Origin of the sequence: Actinoplanes sp. NPDC048796, from assembly GCF_040650035.1 — a bacterium.
Lineage (GTDB): Bacteria > Actinomycetota > Actinomycetes > Mycobacteriales > Micromonosporaceae > Actinoplanes.
On record NZ_JBEZGO010000003.1, the window covers coordinates 883,717 to 900,885 of the forward strand.

The following is a 17,169-nucleotide window of genomic DNA, read 5'->3' on the forward strand; positions in this document are numbered from 1 at the left end:
GCGGTACCTTGTCCGCCGTGAGCAACACGTTCCAGGTCGATCTCCGGGGCATCGTCGACCTGCTGAGTCACCACCTCTACGCGAGCCCACGCGTCTACGTCCGCGAGCTGCTTCAAAACGCGGTCGATGCGATCACCGCCACCGGTGACCTCGCGTCCGGCTCGGTGACGATCACCACCGGCGACCACGGCCTGCGCGTCGACGACAACGGCATCGGGCTCACCGAGGCTCAGGTGCACGAGTTGCTGGCCACCATCGGCCGCAGCTCGAAACGCGACGAGCTCGGCTTCGCGCGACACGAGTTCCTCGGCCAGTTCGGCATCGGCCTGCTCTCGTGCTTCCTGGTCGCCGACGAGATCCGGGTACACACCCGCCGGGCCGGCGCCGAGCCCGTGTTGTGGACCGGTTACTCCGACGGCCGCTACGACGTTCGCGCCGGTGACGGCCGCGAGCCCGGGACGACGGTCACCCTGCTGCCGCGCCGCGGCTCGGAGCATTTGTTGAGCCGTACGACAGTTCGTGAGCTCGCCGAGCTTTACGGCTCGCTGCTGCCGGTGCGGGTCGAGGTCGACGGTGAGCGGGTGACCACCGGCGCGGTGCCGTGGGAACACCAGGACGCGGCCCTCACGGCGTACGGGGAAAAGGTCTTCGGTTTCCGGCCTTTCGACACCGTCGAGCTCGCCGTGCCCGAGGCGGGCCTGACCGGCGTCGCGTTCATCCTGCCGACACCGGTCAACCCGGCCACCCGCGGTGGTCACCGGGTCTATCTCAAGCGCATGCTGCTCTCCGAGGGCGTCGAGGGCCTGCTGCCGGAGTGGGCGTTCTTCGCCCGTTGCGTGGTCGACAGCACCGAGCTGCGGCCCACCGCGAGCCGCGAGGCGCTGTACGACGACGGCCTGCTGGCCGACACCCGGGAGGCGATCGCCGATCAGCTGCGCGGCTGGCTGGTCCGGCTCGCCGCCACCGATCCGCGCCGGCTGGCCCGCTTCCTCGAGGTCCACCACCTCGGGGTCAAGGCGCTCGCGCTGCACGACGACGAGATGCTGCGCCTGGTCGAGCAGTGGTTCGCGATGGAGACCAACATGGGCCGGCTGACGCTGGCCGAGTTCCGCGAGCGGTACGGCGTGATCCGCTACGCGGCCACCACCGACGAGTTCCGTCAGCTCGCCGCCGTGGCCGCGGCCCAGGAGGTGGCCCTGATCAACGGCGGCTACGTCTACGACGCCGACCTGATTCAGCGGCTGACCACAGTGGACTCCGACGTTCGGGTCGAAAGGCTCGAGCCGGCCGACCTGGCCACCCGGTTCACCGCCGTCGACACCGAGACCGAGCTGCGGCTGCGCCCGTTCCTCACCGCGGCCCAGCGCCGGCTCGACCGGCTCGGCTGCGAGGTCCAGGTCCGCGCGTTCGACCCGGCCAGCCTGCCCGCGCTCTACCTGGTGAGCCGGTCGGCCGCCTTCCACGAGGAGTTCACCGCCGGCCGTGACCGCGCCGACGACCTGTGGGGCGGCGTGCTCGACGCGCTCGCCCACACGGCGCCGCCCGACCGCCCGCAACTCGTGCTCAACCACCGCAATCCGTTGGTGCGCCGGGTGATCGCCATCGCCGACCCGGAGCTGATCGGCCTCGCCGTCGAGTCCCTCTACGGCCAGGCCCTGCTGCTCGGTCACCACCCGATCAAGCCGGCCGACGCCGCGTTGCTGACCACGTCGTTCCTGGGCCTCCTGGAGCGCGCCGTCCCCCAGGAGGACCGATGAAAACCGCCGAGGAGCTGCGGGACCTGCTGTCCCAGGCCGAGGACATGCCGTACGGTGCGGCTCGCACCGCCCTGGCCGAGCAGATCCTGCGCCACGTCGACGCGGCCGGCGACCCGTTCCTGTCCTTCATGGCGCGGCTGATCGCCACCAACAGCTTCGTCTACGGTGGTGAGCCGGCCAAGGGCTTCGTCACCTTCTCCTGGTGCGTCAGCGACTTCGACCGCAACCCCCAGCCCTACCACCAGCGCGCCCAGCACAATCTGCTCTGGCTGTTCAAGACCATGGTCAACGCGCTGACCAAGTTCCCCGAGGTGCCGCTGGCCCGGACGTACGCGGTTCTCGACGACATGGAGCGGCGCTACCGGGAGTACGGGCAGGGCCTGGGCGCGCTCTACAAATACCGCTACGTCGTGGCCGACCACGTCGGGCTGCGCGACGAGGCCGACTCCTGGTATGAGAAGTGGCAGGCCGCCCCGCGCGACAGCCTCTCCGACTGCGTCGGCTGCGATCCGACCGACGTCGCGGGCTATCTCGCCGCCCGCGGCCGGTTCGCCGAGGCCGTCGAGCATGCCCACCCGGTGCTCGAGGGCACGCTCAACTGCACCGAGCAGCCGCAGGCGATCCTCGAGGAGCTGATGGTTCCGTACCTGTTGACCGGCCGGGAGTCCGACGCCGCCGACGCACACCGCCGCTCGTACCGTCTTCAGCGGGCCAACCTGGCCGACATGGCCGACGTCGCCGGCCACATCACCTTCTGCGCGCGCACCGGCAACGAGCACCGCGGCCTGGAAATCCTGCAACGGCACATCGACTGGCTCGACAAGGCGCCGTCACCCGCGGCGGCGATGGAGTTCGCCGCGGCCGGCGGCCACCTGCTTCGCCGCGTCACCGACCTGGGCCACGGCGACGCGGTCGTGCGCCGCCTCGACCGCCCCGACATCACCGCGGCCGAGCTCGCCACCGAGCTCGCGACCCAGGCCACCGACCTGGCCGCCCGGTTCGACGCCCGCAACGGCACCACGGCCCAGAGCGCTCGCATCGCCGGCTGGCTGGCCCGCGAGCCCTTCGGTGTCGAGGTACCCCTGTCACCGACCCAGCGGGTCACACCGGCCCCACCGCCGTTCAAGGTGGACATTCCTGATATTTCCGAGGATCTGAGTGCGGCCGAACTGCTCGACCTGGCCGAGGAGCACGCCGGGGCCGATCGCGACGACGCCATGGTGGCGGCGCTGGCCGAGTTCGACCGGCGGTTCCCCGAGCCCGCCGGCGAGGAGGCCGGCCGGCGCGCCGCCCTCGAGGGCGCGGCCCTCGACTGGCGCGAGGACCCCGAGGCGGTCGAACGGACCTGGCGCCGCGCGTTCGACCTGCTGACCGAGGCCGGCTCGGCCGAGCGGGCGGCCGCGACCGGTGGTCGGCTCGGCGTCCTCTACTGCCTGACCGACCGGCCCGACGAGGGATTCGCCCTGGTGCGGGCCGAGGTGGCGCACATGACGGAGCACGGCGACGACCGCCGCCGGTCGAGTGCCTGGTCGCGCTTGGCCGTCGCCCAGTTCCTGGCCGGCGACTTCGCCGCCGCCGGTGACAGCCTCGACCGGGCCGACGAGTTCGCCGAGGCCGCCGGCCTGCCACGGCACCGCGCCGACAACGAGATCTGGCGCGTCCGCATCCTCATGGCCGCCGACGAATCGGCCGCCGACGAATCGGTCCCCGCCGAGTCGGCCGGCGGCGAATCGGCCGGCGGCGAATCGGTCCCCGCCGAATCGGCCTCGGAGGGGCTGGATCGGCGCGGGCGGGCTCTGGCCGCGGCGATGCGTGCGCGTGACTTCTACCGCGAGCACGGCCCGGCGTCCCGGCTGGCCGAGGCCGCGCTGATGGTCGCCGACCTCTCCACCGACGCCGAGCAGGTGGCCGAGGCCTTCGGCGAGGCGCTGGCCGGTGGCGGTTCCCAAGTGGCGCTGATGGCCCGGGCCGGGCGCGGGCGGGCGCTTCTCCACCTCGACCGGGCCGCCGAGGCCGTACCCGACCTGGTCGAGGCCGTTGCCCTCTGCGCCGAGCAGGGCGAAGAGCGGAACGGTGCCGTTGTTCGGCAGGAGCTCGCCATCGCGTACATGCGATCGGGCCGTCCGGTCGAGGCGGCCGAGGTCGCCGAGGAGGCACTGCTGCTCTTCGAACGACTCGAACTCGACGGTCCGGCCGACGACGTGCGGTTTCTGCTCGCCGGGCTCTACCGGGAGATCGGTGATCAGCACGGCGCCCTCACCATCTACCAGGCGCTGATCGAGCGTCTGGCCGACAACCCGGCCGGGCGGGGCCAGGTCGGTGAGCAGGCCGGGGCGCTGCTGTACGACCTCGACCGTGACGCCGAAGCGGCCCAGGTTTTCCAGGCCGCGGCCGAGGCGCTGCACGAGGCCGGTGACCTCATCGGCGAGCTGCGGCTCCTGCGCCGGCGGGTGAGTGCCCTGCACTTCGCCGACGACGCGCCCACCGGGCTGGCCGTCGCCGAGCAGGCCGAGAGGCTTTACGCCGAGCTTCCGCCCGAGCTGGCCGCCGAGCCGAACGCCATCTGGCAGCGCTCGATGGTCGCCCGCGAGGCCGCCGGCCTGCTGTTGGCCCGCGGACGGCATGCCGAAGCCGTGCCTCTTCTGGAGGGTTTGCCGGAGCGTTTGCGGGCAATCGGTGCCGAGGAGGATGCGGCCGCGATCGAGAACATGCTGGAAGAGGCGCGAAACCCTACTGATGAGTAGAATCCTTAACGCACGTTAAGCATTCGGCTTGACAGAGGGTTAGAGTGACCTCGTGACAACGGTTGATCAGCAGCAGCGCCCGGGGCCGCCCACGCCCCGGCGCCGGTCGCGCCGCGACGAGATCCTGGAGATCGCGGTAGGCCTGTTCGCGTCCCGTGGATATCACGGTGTCTCGATGGATGACATCGGGTCGGCGGCCGGGGTGACCGGCCCGGCGCTCTATCACCACTTCGCCGGCAAAGAGGCGATGCTCGTGGCGGCGCTCATCCCGGTGAGCGAGGGCCTGCTGCACGGCGGTGAGGCCCGCGTCGCGCTGCACCCCGACGACGCCAGCGCCGCGCTCGCCGACCTGATCGACTTCCACGTCGAGTTCGCCCTGGCCAACCCGGCCGTCATCGCGCTGCATCTGCACGAGCTCGACCGCCTGCCCGAGGAGCCGCGGCGTCAGATCCGCAAGCTTCAGCGGCTTTACGTCGAGGAGTGGGTGGGCGTGCTGGGCAAGCTGCGTCCCGAGCTCGACGCGGCCGAGGCCCGGGTGCTCGCGCACGCGGCGTTCGGTCTCATGAACTCGACACCGTTCCTCGGCGGTGAGGTCGACCGGCGCCGCCGGGCCGCGCTGCTGCGCGAGGCCGCCGTCCACGCGCTGACGGGGCGCTGAGGCCGATGATCGAGTCGCTGCTCGTCGCGAACCGGGGCGAGATCGCCCGGCGGATCATCCGGACCGCGCGCCGGCTCGGCATCCGCACGATCGCCGTGCACTCCGAGCCCGATGCCGGCCTGCCGTTCGTGCTCGAGGCCGACGAGGCGGTCTGCGTCGGCCCGGCCAACCCGGCTCAGAGCTACCGCAACGCCGAGGCCATCCTGGCCGCCGCGAAATCGACCGGCGCTCAGGCGATCCACCCCGGCTACGGCTTCCTCAGCGAGAACGCCGACTTCGCCCGGGCGGTCGAGGCCAACGGCCTGATCTGGGTCGGGCCGGGTCCCGAGGCCATCGCCGCGATGGGCGACAAGATCAACGCGCGCAACATCATGGCCGCGGCCGGTGTGCCGGTCGCGCCCGGCTCACACGATCCGGCGGCCACTGTGGACGCCGCTGTCGCGTCGGCCACCGAGATCGGCTACCCGGTGATGGTCAAGGCCGCCGCCGGCGGTGGCGGCATGGGCATGGCGGTCGCCGGCGACGAGCAGGCGCTGCGCGCCGAGTACGACAAGGTACGCGGCTTCGCCGAGCGCATGTTCGGCGACGGCTCGGTGCTGATCGAGCGCTACTTCCCCCGGGTACGCCACGTCGAGGTGCAGATTCTCGGCCTGGCCGACGGCCGGGTGATCGCCCTGTCCGAGCGCGAGTGTTCGGTGCAGCGCCGCAACCAGAAGCTGGTGGAGGAGACGCCCAGCCCGGCCGTGTCGCCCGAGCTGCGCGAGCGTTTCCTGGCCGCCGCGGTGCGGGCCGGCGAGGCGGTCGGGTACCGCAACGCCGGCACCGTCGAGTGCCTGCTCGACCCCACCACCGGCGAGTTCTTCTTCCTCGAGATGAACACGCGCCTCCAGGTGGAACACCCGATCACCGAGATCATCCACGGCATCGACCTGGTCGAGGAGCAGCTGCGGATCGCCTCGGGTGAGCCGGTGAACGTCACGACAGCGACCCGAGGCCACGCCATCGAGTTCCGCGTCAACGCCGAGGACCCGAAACGCTTCTTCCCCGGCCCCGGCCAGATCACCACGTGGGTCGAGCCGAGCGGCGAGGGCGTCCGCGTCGACTCCGGCTACGCCGAGGGCACGGCGGTCACCCAGCATTACGACTCGCTGATGGCCAAGCTGATCGTGGTCGGCGCCGACCGGGACGAGGCCCTGGCGCGGGCCCGGGACGCGGTCGCCGGTTTCCAGATCGCCGGCCCCAAGAACAACCTGCCCTTCTTCGCCGAGCTGCTGGAGAACCCGGAGTTCCTGTCCGGCGACTACGACACCGGCATCGTGTCCCGAATGAGGTGATCCCCCGATGACGTCCGTGAGCATCCGAGAGGTCGCGCCGCGGGACGGGTTGCAGAACGAGGAGCCCATCCCGACCGACGCCAAGGTCGCGCTGATCGACGCGCTGAGCGGGACGGGCGTACGGCGAATCGAGGCCGTCTCGTTCGTCCATCCCAAGGCGATCCCGCAGATGGCCGACGCCGACGAGGTCTGGTCACGGGCCGCGAAAAATCCGGAGATCCGTTATTCGGCGCTGATCCCGAACACCCGCGGCGCGCAGCGGGCCCTGGCGGCCGGCTTCCGCGAGATCGAGGTCGTCGTGTCCGCGTCGGACACTCACAACCGGCGCAACCTCAACCGCTCCACCGACGAGTCGCTCGACGACATCGCCTCGCTCGTCCCGCTGATCCACGAGGCCGGCGCGACGGTCGAGGTGATCGTCGCGACCAGTTTCGGCTGCCCGTTCGAGGGCGACATCGATCCCGACCGGGTCGCGGGGATCGTGGCCCGGGTCCGCGCCGACGGCGCCGACCGCATCGCCTTCGGCGACACGACCGGCATGGCGACTCCTCGCCGGGTCCGTGACCTGCTTTCCGCCGTCCGCCCCGACCTTCTTCATTTCCACAACACCAGGGGTACGGGGCTGGCCAACATCCTCACCGCGCTCGAGCTGGGGGTGACCGAGTTCGACGCGAGCGTCGGCGGTATCGGTGGCTGTCCTTACGCGCCCGGCGCCTCGGGGAACGTGGCCACCGAGGAGGTCGTCCACATGCTTCACGACATGGGCCTCGACACCGGGATCGACCTCGACCGTCTGATCGCCGTCGCCGGGGAGGCCGAGAAACTGCTCGGCCGTACCCTGCCGTCCGGTGTTCTACGCGCGGGGCCACGAACGAGATTGGTGTGATTTCCCCCGCAGCACGCTGCGATCATTTTTCCGATTCGTCCGCGTGACCGCTGTCCCGTCGTTTCGTTACCAATACCGAGTGGCCGATATCGCCGAATACGGCGGATCCGCCACCGGTTCGAGTCGAAACGACGAGGGGCGGAACATGACGGGACTGGGGGTCGGGCGTACGCGCACGGCGTACCCACTGCCGATCGTGCCGCCCGCCGGCGAATCCACGCCCGTGCCGCCTCACATCCAGGGGGCGGAGTGGCGTTCGGAGCGCCGCGCGCGCCGGCACACCGGATCCCGGTGGAGCCTGCGAGTCCTCGTCGTCGGCGGTCTGGCCGGTGCGGCCTGGCTGCTCACCGGTGCCGCCGCGCAGGCCGCGGACCGGGTCGACGGGCCGGACGGCTCGTTGCTCGGCTCCGTCATCGGCGCCGACACCACAGCTCCGGTCACCGGTCTCCTGCAGGCGGCTGTCCAGCCGCTGGAGTCGGAACAACCGGACCACCAGCGACACGTCGTGACCGACATCCTCGACGTTCCCCGGCGGGTTCTCTCCCATCCGGCGGAGACTGTCGACGAGGTCACCGACGACACCGACCCGGTGGACGCCGCCGTGAGCGACGTCGACCAGGTCCTGTCGGGTGTCACCGGCACAATCCGCCTCATCGGCGGCCCGGAGACCCCGCAGCGGCTCACCGCGGTGACCGACGCGGTCATCGAGACCGAGAGCCCGGCCGCCGAGCGGCCGGAGCCTTCGGAAGAGGAACGGCCACAGCCGGCCGGCGAGCCGGCCCACGCCGCCGCGATGAGTCCTGTCCCGATCACCAAGACCTTCCGCGCCCCGGTCGCCGGCCACCACGCCGCCATGCCGGTCAAGCGCGACAAGGTCTCCTCCGCACCGCCGGCCCACCGGCACCACCACCACGCCCGCGCCGCTCAGGCGGCGAAGGTCGTGGCGCCGGAGCGGGCCGGGGAGGAAAGCACGCCCGGCGGTGACGAACCAGCCGCTCCTCTGCGGCTGCGTCTCGGGGACGTCAGCGGCACCCCGACCACTGGGTCGGGGACACCGACGGAAGGTGGCTCCGCGGCCTTCCTGCCGGCTGCGATCGCCGGCAGCGCGATGGCCAGCCATCTCGCCGCGATCGCGTCCGATGTCGAGGCCCGGCAGCACGACGCCGAGGCACCGACCGTCTCACCTGACTGAGTGATGGCGCTCGGCGGTCCGCCCGACCGCCGACGACCGGCCGGCACCGGCTTCGGTGACCGCGGTCGGGCCCGATTCCCGAACCGCTTGCGAACAAGCGGCGAATCGCAGACGCCTGAATCACACGCACCGCACCGAAGCGCCTTGTGGGCGCACGTCGACAAGCGGAGTCAGGGCAGAAAGAAACGAGCCAGGGCACCGCTGCGCCCGAAACACATCGCCCCAATTGAATACGCATGCATTTTTGCCGAAACATTCTTGAAAGGCATTTCTTTCCTCATGAAGACTTGGGTTCGTAAGACTCTGAGCGTCGGCGTCCTGGCCGCTGGCGCCCTGCTGTTCGCCCCGGCCGCGGCGCAGGCCGACGTCATCCAGTCGAACGGCGACAACAACGGGATCCTCAACGGCACCCAGCTCGCCGTCCCGGTCCGCGTCCCGGTCAACGTCGTCGGCACCTCGGTCGGCATCCTCGGTGTGGCCGACTCCCGCGGCGCCGGTGTCAACCACCTCGAGAGCGGTCGCCGCGGCGTCCAGTCCAACGGGGACAACAACGGCATCCTGAACGGCACCCAGGCGTACCTGCCGGTGAACGTTCCGGTGAACGTCGTCGGCACGGCGGCCGCTGTCGCCGGCCACGCGCAGGCCTCCGGCGTCGGCGCCAACAAGCTCGAGAGCGGCCGGACCACCGAGCACGGCTGGCGTGACCGTGACGGCGACATCCAGTCGAACGGCGACAACAACGGGATCCTGAACGGGACCCAGCTGTACGCGCCCATCGACGTCCCGATCAACGTCTGCGGCACCTCGATCGCGCTGCTCGGTGCGGCCGACAGCCGCGCGCTGTGCGTGAACGACCTGGAGAGCGGCTCGGTCAAGGGCAAGTCCCGGGGCAAGGAGAGCGCCTGGCAGAGCAACGGCGACAACAACGGGATCGCCAACGGCACCCAGCTGTACGCGCCGATCAGCCTGCCGGTGAACCTGTCGGGCACCTCGGTCGCCGTCCTCGGCGCCTCGAGCTCCCGCGCCGTCTCCGTCAACAAGCTGGAGAAGGGCACCGGTCACCACGACGATGACTTCATCCAGAGCAACGGCGACAACAACGGCATCCTGAACGGCACCCAGATCGGTGTCCCGATCAACGTGCCGATCAACGTCTGCGGCACCTCGATCGGCATCCTGGGCGCGGCCCAGTCGTCGGCGGCGTGCGTCAACGACCTCAGCGACGACCGTGACGGCCGGGTCCGTGGCGGCTTCTGGGGCGGCGGCAACGACTGGGACGGCGACTGGGACGGTCACCACGGCCACGGCCGGCCGGGTCACCACCACGGCGACGACGACGACGACTTCGGTGGCGCCCAGGGCGAGGACCCGGACGACTACAAGGGCAACGGCGGCGTCAAGGGTGACGACAACGTTCGCGGCGACGACGACAAGGGCTACGGCGCGCAGCAGGGCGAGGAGCCCGCGGCCGAGGAGCCCATGGACGAGGAGCCGACCAAGGGCTACACCAAGCCGGCCGCTACCGGTTCGGACAGCAAGGCCACCGGTGGCCGCAAGGCCATGACCGAGGGTTCGCCGGTGACCGACCTGGCCGGGACCGTCGGCGACGCCACGGGCCTGGGCCTGCTGAACACGCTGCGCTGAGCACCCGCATAGACCGGGTCGCGCCGGTCCCGGGTGCGACCCGACGACGCCAGGAGGCGTCGAGCAGTACCCGGTGTCCCTCCACGGCACCGGAGCAGTGAAAACGGACGGGAGTCTCCGCAGCCGGCGGGGGCTCCCGTCCGTCGTTGCCGTGACCTTGACAGGTGAGCTACCCTAACGGTCGTTAAGCCTAACGATCGTTCAGGGGAGCTTCTGGTGGACGACCTCGCGCAGACACGCAAACGCGTGCTGGCCGGCGGCGCCGAGCGCTACCACGCGGCCAACGCGGCGAAAGGCAAGCTCTTCGCCCGCGAGCGCATCGCGTTGCTGGTCGACGAGGGCTCCTTCGTTGAGGACGGCCTGTTCGCCAACAGCCTGGCCGACGGGCTGCCGGCCGACGGCGTGATCACCGGAGTCGCCCGGCTCGACGGCCGCGACGTCTGCCTGATGGCCAACGACTCGACAGTCAAGGCCGGCTCCTGGGGCGCCCGCACGGTCGAAAAAATCATCCGCATCATCGAGCGGGCCGTGGAGTACGGCGTACCGATGATCTACCTGGTCGACTCGGCCGGCGCCCGCATCACCGACCAGGTCGACCTCTTCCCGGGCCGCCGCGGCGCCGGGAAGATCTTCCACACCCAGGTGCGCGCGTCCGGCGCCATCCCGCAGGCCTGCGCGCTGTTCGGCCCGTCGGCGGCCGGTGGTGCCTACATGCCGGCCTTCTGCGACGTCGTGGCCATGGTCGAGGGCAACGCCAGCATGTACCTGGGCTCCGACCGCATGGTCGAGATGGTCACCGGGGAGAAGACGACGCTCGAGGCGATGGGCGGGGCCAAGGTCCACTGCACCGAGTCCGGCGTCGGCCACTTCCTCTGCAAGACCGAGCAGGACGCGCTCGACGTCGTACGGACGTACCTCTCCTTCATGCCCTCGAACTGGGAGCAGCGCCCGCCCGCGGCCGAGTCGCGCGCGAGCAACGGCGCCGATCTCGCGGCCATGGTCCCGGTCAGCGAGCGTCAGGCCTTCGACATGCGGCGGTACGTCAAGGGCCTGGTCGACGAGGGTTCGTTCTTCGAGATCCAGGCCCTGTGGGCCAAGGAGCTCACGATCGGGTTCGCCCGGCTCGACGGCGAGGTGATCGGCGTCGTCGGCAACAACTCGATGTTCAAGGGCGGCGTGCTCTTCCCCGACTCGGCCGACAAGGCCAGCCGCTTCGTGCAGCTCTGCGACGCCTTCAACGTTCCGCTGCTGTTCCTCTGCGACGTGCCCGGCTTCATGGTCGGGTCGGCGGTGGAGAAACAGGGGATCATCCGGCACGGCGCCAAGATGGTCACCGCGATCTCCGAGGCCACGGTGCCGAAGATCTGCGTGGTGGTCCGCAAGGCGTACGGAGCCGGGCTGTACGCGATGGCCGGTCCCGGTTTCGACCCCGAGGCCACCATCGCCCTGCCCACCGCCAAGATCGCGGTGATGGGGGCGGAGGCCGCTGTCAACGCCGTCTACGCCAACAAGATCGCCGCCCTGCCGACCGACGAGGAACGGGCCGCCTTCGTGGCCGAGCGCCGCGCCGAGTACGAGCAGGACATCGACATCATGCGGCTGGCCAGCGAGCTGGTCGTGGACACCGTCGTCGAGCCGGGAGACCTACGCGACGAGCTGATCCGCCGTTACCGCGCCGCGCGGGGCAAAGATCGCGGCTTCGCCCGGCGCCGGCACGGCGTCACGCCCGTCTGACCTTCAAGGAGCACGTCATGGTGGACTTCCGGCTCGGCGAGGAGCAGGAGGCGCTGCGCGCCAGCGTCCGGGACTTCGCCGTGGAACAGGTCGCGCCGGTGATCGCCGATCACTACGAGCACAAGACCTTCCCGTACGACCTGGTTCGGCAGATGGGCAAGATGGGCCTGTTCGGCCTGCCCTTCCCCGAGGAGTTCGGCGGGATGGGCGGCGACTACTTCGCGCTCTGCGTCGCTCTCGAGGAGCTGGCCCGAGTGGACAGTTCGGTGGCGGTCACCCTCGAGGCGGCGGTGTCGCTCGGCGCCATGCCGATCTACCGATTCGGCACCCCCGAGCAGAAAGAGCAGTGGCTGCCCCGCCTGGCCACGGGCGAGGCGCTGGCCGGCTTCGGCCTCACCGAGCCCGGCACGGGCTCCGACGCGGCCGGCACGACCACCCGGGCCGTGCTCGACGAGACCACGAACGAATGGGTGATCAACGGGACCAAGGCGTTCATCACGAACTCCGGCACCGACATCACCTGCCTGGTCACCGTCATGGCGGCCACCGGCGTCAACCCGGACGGCTCGAAGGAGCTGTCCACGATCATCGTGCCCTCCGGTACTCCGGGCTTCACGGTGGCGCCCGGCTACTCCAAGGTCGGCTGGTGCGCGTCGGACACCCACGAGCTTTTCTTCGACGACGTACGCGTCCCCGCCGGCAACCTGCTCGGCGAGCGCGGCCGCGGTTTCGCCCAGTTCCTGCGCATCCTCGACGAGGGACGGATCGCGATCGCCGCGCTGTCGGTCGGGCTGGCCCAGGGCTGTGTCGACGAGTCGGTGAAGTACGCCAGCCAGCGCACCGCCTTCGGTAAGACGATCGGCAACTACCAGGCCGTCCAGTTCATGATCGCCGACATGGAGATGCGCGCCCACACGGCCCGTCTCGGCTACTACGACGCCGCCGCCCGCATGTTGGCCGGCGCCGACTTCAAGCGGTACGCGGCGATCGCCAAGCTGAACGCCAGCAACGCCGCCATGGAGAACAGCCGGTGGGCCACCCAGGTGCACGGCGGCTACGGCTTCATGAACGAGTCGGCCGTCGGCCGCTTCTACCGCGACGCGAAGATCCTGGAGATCGGCGAGGGCACGTCGGAGGTCCAGCGCATGCTGATCGCCCGCGGACTGGGGCTTTAGGGCCCATCCGGGCGTCCGCTTTCCGACAAGAGCGGATCTCTGCTCGCGGGTGACGTCCGCCCTGCATAGGTTCGGTCTCATGGCGGCTGACGAGGTGGACGACCGGGCGGGTTCCGGCTTCGCCCTCGTGCTGCGCCGCCACCGGCTCACCGCCAGGCTGACCCAGGAGGAACTGGCCGCCCGGGCCGCCATCGGCGTCCGGACCGTTCGCGATCTGGAACGCGGCCGGGCGTCCCGCCCTCAGCGCACGACGGCCGAGTTGCTGGCGGCCGCGCTGAGTCTGGCCGGCGCCGAGCGGGAGGCGTTCCTGGCCGCGGCCCGAGGCCAGTCCACTGAGGAACCGGCGCCGCCGTCCACCGGCTTCCTCCGGGTTCTGCAGACCGTCGAGCTGATCGGCCGCGACGACGACATCGCCGAGCTCGACACCCTGCTGACCGATCCCGACGGCCCGCGCGGGCTCACCCTGGTCGGCATCGCCGGGGTCGGCAAGACCAGCCTCGCCTTCGTGGTCGCGCGCCGGGTCGCCCGCACCTACCCCGGCGGCGTGGCCGGCGTGGTGATCACCGATGGCAGCACGGTCGGCGAGATGCTCGGCAGCATCGCCGCCGAATTCGGTGTGGGCGGCCCCGACGACCTGCGGGAACGGCTCGGTGGCCGGGCTGCCCTGCTCTTCGTCGACGCGGTCGAGCGCTCACCCGAGGCCGCCGCCGAGAGCCTGGCCCGCCTCCTCGAACGCCTGCCCGAGCTGCGGTTCCTCGCCACCGGGCGGCACCCGGTCGGCCTGCGGGCGGAAAGAGTGTGGCCGGTCGCCCCGCTCACCGCACCGCCCTCCGAGACCACGAACGCCCGGCCGGACGTGGCGGCGTACCCCGCGGTCGGTCTTTTCCTCCAGCGTCTGGGCCGTGAGCTCGAGCCCGACGAGGTGACACCCCTGGCCGCGCTCGTCCGGCGGCTCGGCGGGCTGCCGCTCGCCATCGAACTGGCCGCCGCGCGCGGGCGCGTGCTGACCGTTCCCGAGATCCTCGACCGGTACGGGGACCGGGTGCTCGACCTCGACCGTCCCGGTTCCGGGCTGCCCGCCCGCGAGACCGTGGTGTCGCTGCGCGAGGCGGTGGCGGCGAGCTACCGGCTGCTCGACGACGGCGAGCAGCGGGCCCTGCGCCGGCTCGCCATGTTCCGGTACCGCTGGTCGCTCGAGCTGGCCGAGCAGCTGATCGGCGACGACCACGCCGACGTGGTGCACCTGCTCGACCGGCTGCTCGAGCTGGGCCTGCTCAGCGTGCGCGGCCGCCGGGCCTTCCGGTTCCGGCTGCTCGACGTGGTGCGCGACTTCGCGGCCGAACGGGCCGCGGCCGAGGGCGAGCTGACCGAGGCGCGGCGGCGGCACGCGCTGGCCCTGGCCGATCTCGCCCAGCGCACAGCGCCCGACCTGATCGGCGTCCGGCTGGCCGAGGCGGCCGACCGCCTCGACAGCGTCGCCGGCGACCTGGGCGCGGCGCTGGCGTTCGCGGCGCGGGAGGACCCGCACACCGCGCTGCGGATAGCGGCCGCGCTGCCGCGCTGGTGGCGGTTCCGCGGGCGCGACGTCACGGGGCGGCAGTGGTTGCGCCGGCTCGTCGACGATCCCCGTACCGCCGACGCCGACCCGGCCGTCCGGGCCTGGGCACGTATCGGCCTGGCCCAGCTCGCGCTCGAACACGGCGCCGGTGCCGAGGAGATCGGCTCGGCGACCGCGGCGCTGGCCGAGTTCGAATGGCTCGGCTCGGCGGCCGGCCAGCTCACCGCGCACACCCAGCTCGCGTCCCTGTGGATGACCACCGGCGGGTTCGGCGAGGCACGGCGACACGGCGAGGCGGCGTTGCTCCTGGCCCGCCGCGGTGGCCGTACGCGGGACATGGCCATCGCCGAGAACAACCTGACCTGGCACGAGATCAGGGAGGGCGACCTGCCGGCCGCGCGGCGCCGCCTGGCCGCGGTGGACGAGCTGGCCGGCGCGTGCGGCGAGCTCCGGCTGCGCGCGGTGGCGCTGGCCAACCTGGCCGAGGTGGCGCGCCTGGACGGGCATCCCGAGGAGGCCGAGCGGCTGGGGCGCAGCGCGATGACCGAGCTGAGCGAGGTCGGCGACCCGAATCATCGGCGGCGGCTGCTGGCCACGATCGGCCAGGCGCTGGCCGAGTCGGGCCGCGTCGCCGAGGCGAGCGCGGTGCGGAACCAGCTCCGCCCCGAGGGCGATCAACCGCCGGACGGCCCGGCCGCGATCGTGGAGGCGGCGATCGCGCTGCGCCGGGGCGAGAACAAGAGGGCGGCCGAGTGCTTCTCGGCGGCTGTCGACGCGTACGAGGGAAGCCATGATCCTCGAGACACGGTCGAGGCTCTGGTCGGCCTGATCGTCAGCACGCCCAACGCCGAGGAGCGCGAGGCGGCCGAGCAGCGGCTGCGGGAGCTCTGCCGGACCGGCGGGATCACCCTGCTGCCGCGAGATCGCGCGAGGCTCGGCGACCTGTTCTGACGGCCTTGTCTAGGCGGCCTTGTCTAGGCGGCCTTGTCTAGGCGGCGCTGTCTTGACGGCGCTTTCTTGGCGGAGGAGGGGCGGCGACGGCCGGCGATCGTGCCCCCCACGCGCCGGCCGTCGCAACGCCCCACCAGTTACGCGGCGAGAACGAAGCTCCCCCGTCAGCCCCGCACGCGCCTCGGTCGCGCCGCATCCCCCTGCGCGATCACAGTAGCCGCGCAGGGCCGGGAAAACGGGGAGATTTGTCCCTTTTGGTCACCGCGTCGCCCGATCCTGCCGGTACTTCTGCCGGTTGTGGCCCGGCGGCGCCACCGGCCGTGATCAGGCGGCTGCGGCGGGTTCCTCGGCGTCGGTGCTGCCGGCCGTCGCGCACGGGTTGACGGCGTCCCGAATGCGGCGGAGCGAGGTCATCATCCCGTCCAGCTCGGCCGGGCTGAGCTGGCCGATGAACCACTGCTGAAGCAGCTCGAGATGCCCCGGCAGCACCTCGTCGAGCCGCTGCCGGCCGTCATCGGTGATCACCGCATACGAGCTGCGGCGGTCGGTGGCACAGGCCTCGCGGCGGACCAGGCCGTCGCGGTCCATCCGGTCGACGACACGGGTGACACCACTAGTGGACAAAGAGGTCTGACCGGCGAGGTCGGTCATGCGGAGCCGGTGACCAGGGGAGCGGGCGAGCCTCATCAGCACCTCGAACTCGACGGCTGAGAGGCGGTGTTCCTCGAACTGGGCGGCGAAACGATTGGTCAGCCCCGTGAACGCTTCGGTGAACAGCCCGATGGCGGTGAAGCGGGGGTCATCCAGGTTCGTACTCACATGACCATCCTACACCGGCCCTTGACACGTGGAATATTGCTTGGCATATAGTTGCTGTGTCAGACAAACACCGACCGTCCCGTGCTTCGAGAGAAGGAATTGTCATGACCGAGTCCGTCGCCACCACTCGCGCCTTCGAGGGTCTGCAGATCCCGGCCGCCGGCACCTACGACCTGGATGCCGCGCACAAGCGCGTCGGGTTCGTGGCGCGACACCTAATGGTCAGCAAGGTCCGCGGCCAGTTCGCCGAGGCCAGCGCCGTGATCACCATCGCTGAGGACCCGCTGCAGTCCTCGGTCACCGCGTCGATCAACGCCGCCAGCATCGAGACCGGCCAGGTCGACCGCGACAACCACCTCCGCAGCGGCGACTTCTTCGAGTCCGAGAAGTACCCGACCCTCGAGTTCCGCAGCACCGGCATCAAGAGCCACTCCGGCGCCGAGTTCGTCCTCGACGGTGAGCTCACCATCAAGGGCGTGACCAAGCCGGTCGAGCTGGTCGTCGAGTTCGAGGGTGCCGGCACCAGCCCGTACGGCCAGTCGGTCTTCGGTTTCAGCGCGCACACCGAGATCGACCGCGAGGACTGGGGCCTGACCTGGAACATGGCCCTCGAGAGCGGTGGCGTCATGGTCAGCAAGAAGATCAAGATCGAGATCGAGGGCGAGGCCGTACGCCGCGCCTGAGGCCTGACGCTCTACTTCGGAGCCGCCGTCCGCA

Annotated in this window: 12 protein-coding genes; 11 read left to right on the forward strand and 1 reads right to left on the reverse strand. The window is 71.1% G+C overall.

The genetic code is table 11. The annotated features are described in order from the left end of the window. Nucleotides 1-17 precede the first annotated feature (17 nt). From AB0C26_RS17825 to AB0C26_RS17870, 10 genes are all read left to right on the forward strand, one after another. A complete protein-coding gene (locus AB0C26_RS17825) occupies nt 18-1,757 on the forward strand; it encodes an HSP90 family protein (RefSeq protein WP_360247990.1) in 1,740 nt (579 codons plus the stop codon). Then, nucleotides 1,754-4,501 (forward strand): tetratricopeptide repeat protein, encoded by a 2,748-nt coding sequence (locus AB0C26_RS17830; RefSeq protein ID WP_360247992.1) that lies wholly within the window; start codon nt 1,754-1,756, stop codon nt 4,499-4,501. Before AB0C26_RS17825 ends, AB0C26_RS17830 begins: the two co-directional genes overlap by 4 nt. Nucleotides 4,502-4,553: 52 nt before the next feature. Then, on the forward strand, nt 4,554-5,159 hold the full coding sequence (locus AB0C26_RS17835; RefSeq protein ID WP_360247994.1) for a TetR/AcrR family transcriptional regulator: 606 nt from the start codon (nt 4,554-4,556) through the stop codon (nt 5,157-5,159). Nucleotides 5,160-5,164: 5 nt separating this feature from the next. After that, the gene (locus AB0C26_RS17840; protein ID WP_360247996.1) at nt 5,165-6,493 is read left to right on the forward strand and encodes a biotin carboxylase N-terminal domain-containing protein; all 1,329 of its coding nucleotides are present in this window, start codon (nt 5,165-5,167) and stop codon (nt 6,491-6,493) included. 7 nt (nt 6,494-6,500) lie between these two features. Further along, entirely contained in the window at nt 6,501-7,379 is an 879-nt protein-coding gene (locus tag AB0C26_RS17845) for a hydroxymethylglutaryl-CoA lyase (protein WP_360247998.1), read from the forward strand. A 145-nt stretch (nt 7,380-7,524) separates the two neighbouring features. After that, the gene (locus AB0C26_RS17850) at nt 7,525-8,571 is read left to right on the forward strand and encodes a hypothetical protein (RefSeq protein WP_360248000.1); all 1,047 of its coding nucleotides are present in this window, start codon (nt 7,525-7,527) and stop codon (nt 8,569-8,571) included. Between the two features lie 279 nt (nt 8,572-8,850). Then, nucleotides 8,851-10,215: a chaplin family protein gene (locus tag AB0C26_RS17855; protein ID WP_360248002.1), complete on the forward strand. Its 1,365-nt coding sequence runs from the start codon at nt 8,851-8,853 to the stop codon at nt 10,213-10,215. Nucleotides 10,216-10,428: 213 nt separating this feature from the next. Further along, on the forward strand, nt 10,429-11,949 hold the full coding sequence (locus tag AB0C26_RS17860; RefSeq protein WP_360248321.1) for an acyl-CoA carboxylase subunit beta: 1,521 nt from the start codon (nt 10,429-10,431) through the stop codon (nt 11,947-11,949). Between the two features lie 20 nt (nt 11,950-11,969). Continuing rightward, entirely contained in the window at nt 11,970-13,124 is a 1,155-nt protein-coding gene (locus AB0C26_RS17865; RefSeq protein WP_360248323.1) for an acyl-CoA dehydrogenase family protein, read from the forward strand. 79 nt (nt 13,125-13,203) lie between these two features. Further along, entirely contained in the window at nt 13,204-15,633 is a 2,430-nt protein-coding gene (locus AB0C26_RS17870) for a helix-turn-helix domain-containing protein (protein WP_360248004.1), read from the forward strand. Between the two features lie 324 nt (nt 15,634-15,957). Here AB0C26_RS17870 and AB0C26_RS17875 read toward each other — a convergent pair whose 3' ends face one another. After that, the gene (locus AB0C26_RS17875; RefSeq protein WP_360248006.1) at nt 15,958-16,452 is read right to left on the reverse strand and encodes a MarR family transcriptional regulator; all 495 of its coding nucleotides are present in this window, start codon (nt 16,450-16,452) and stop codon (nt 15,958-15,960) included. A gap of 104 nt (nt 16,453-16,556) precedes the next feature. On the opposite strand from AB0C26_RS17875, the gene AB0C26_RS17880 reads away from it, so the two are divergent. Continuing rightward, a complete protein-coding gene (locus tag AB0C26_RS17880; protein WP_203774324.1) occupies nt 16,557-17,135 on the forward strand; it encodes a YceI family protein in 579 nt (192 codons plus the stop codon). Nucleotides 17,136-17,169: the final 34 nt, after the last annotated feature.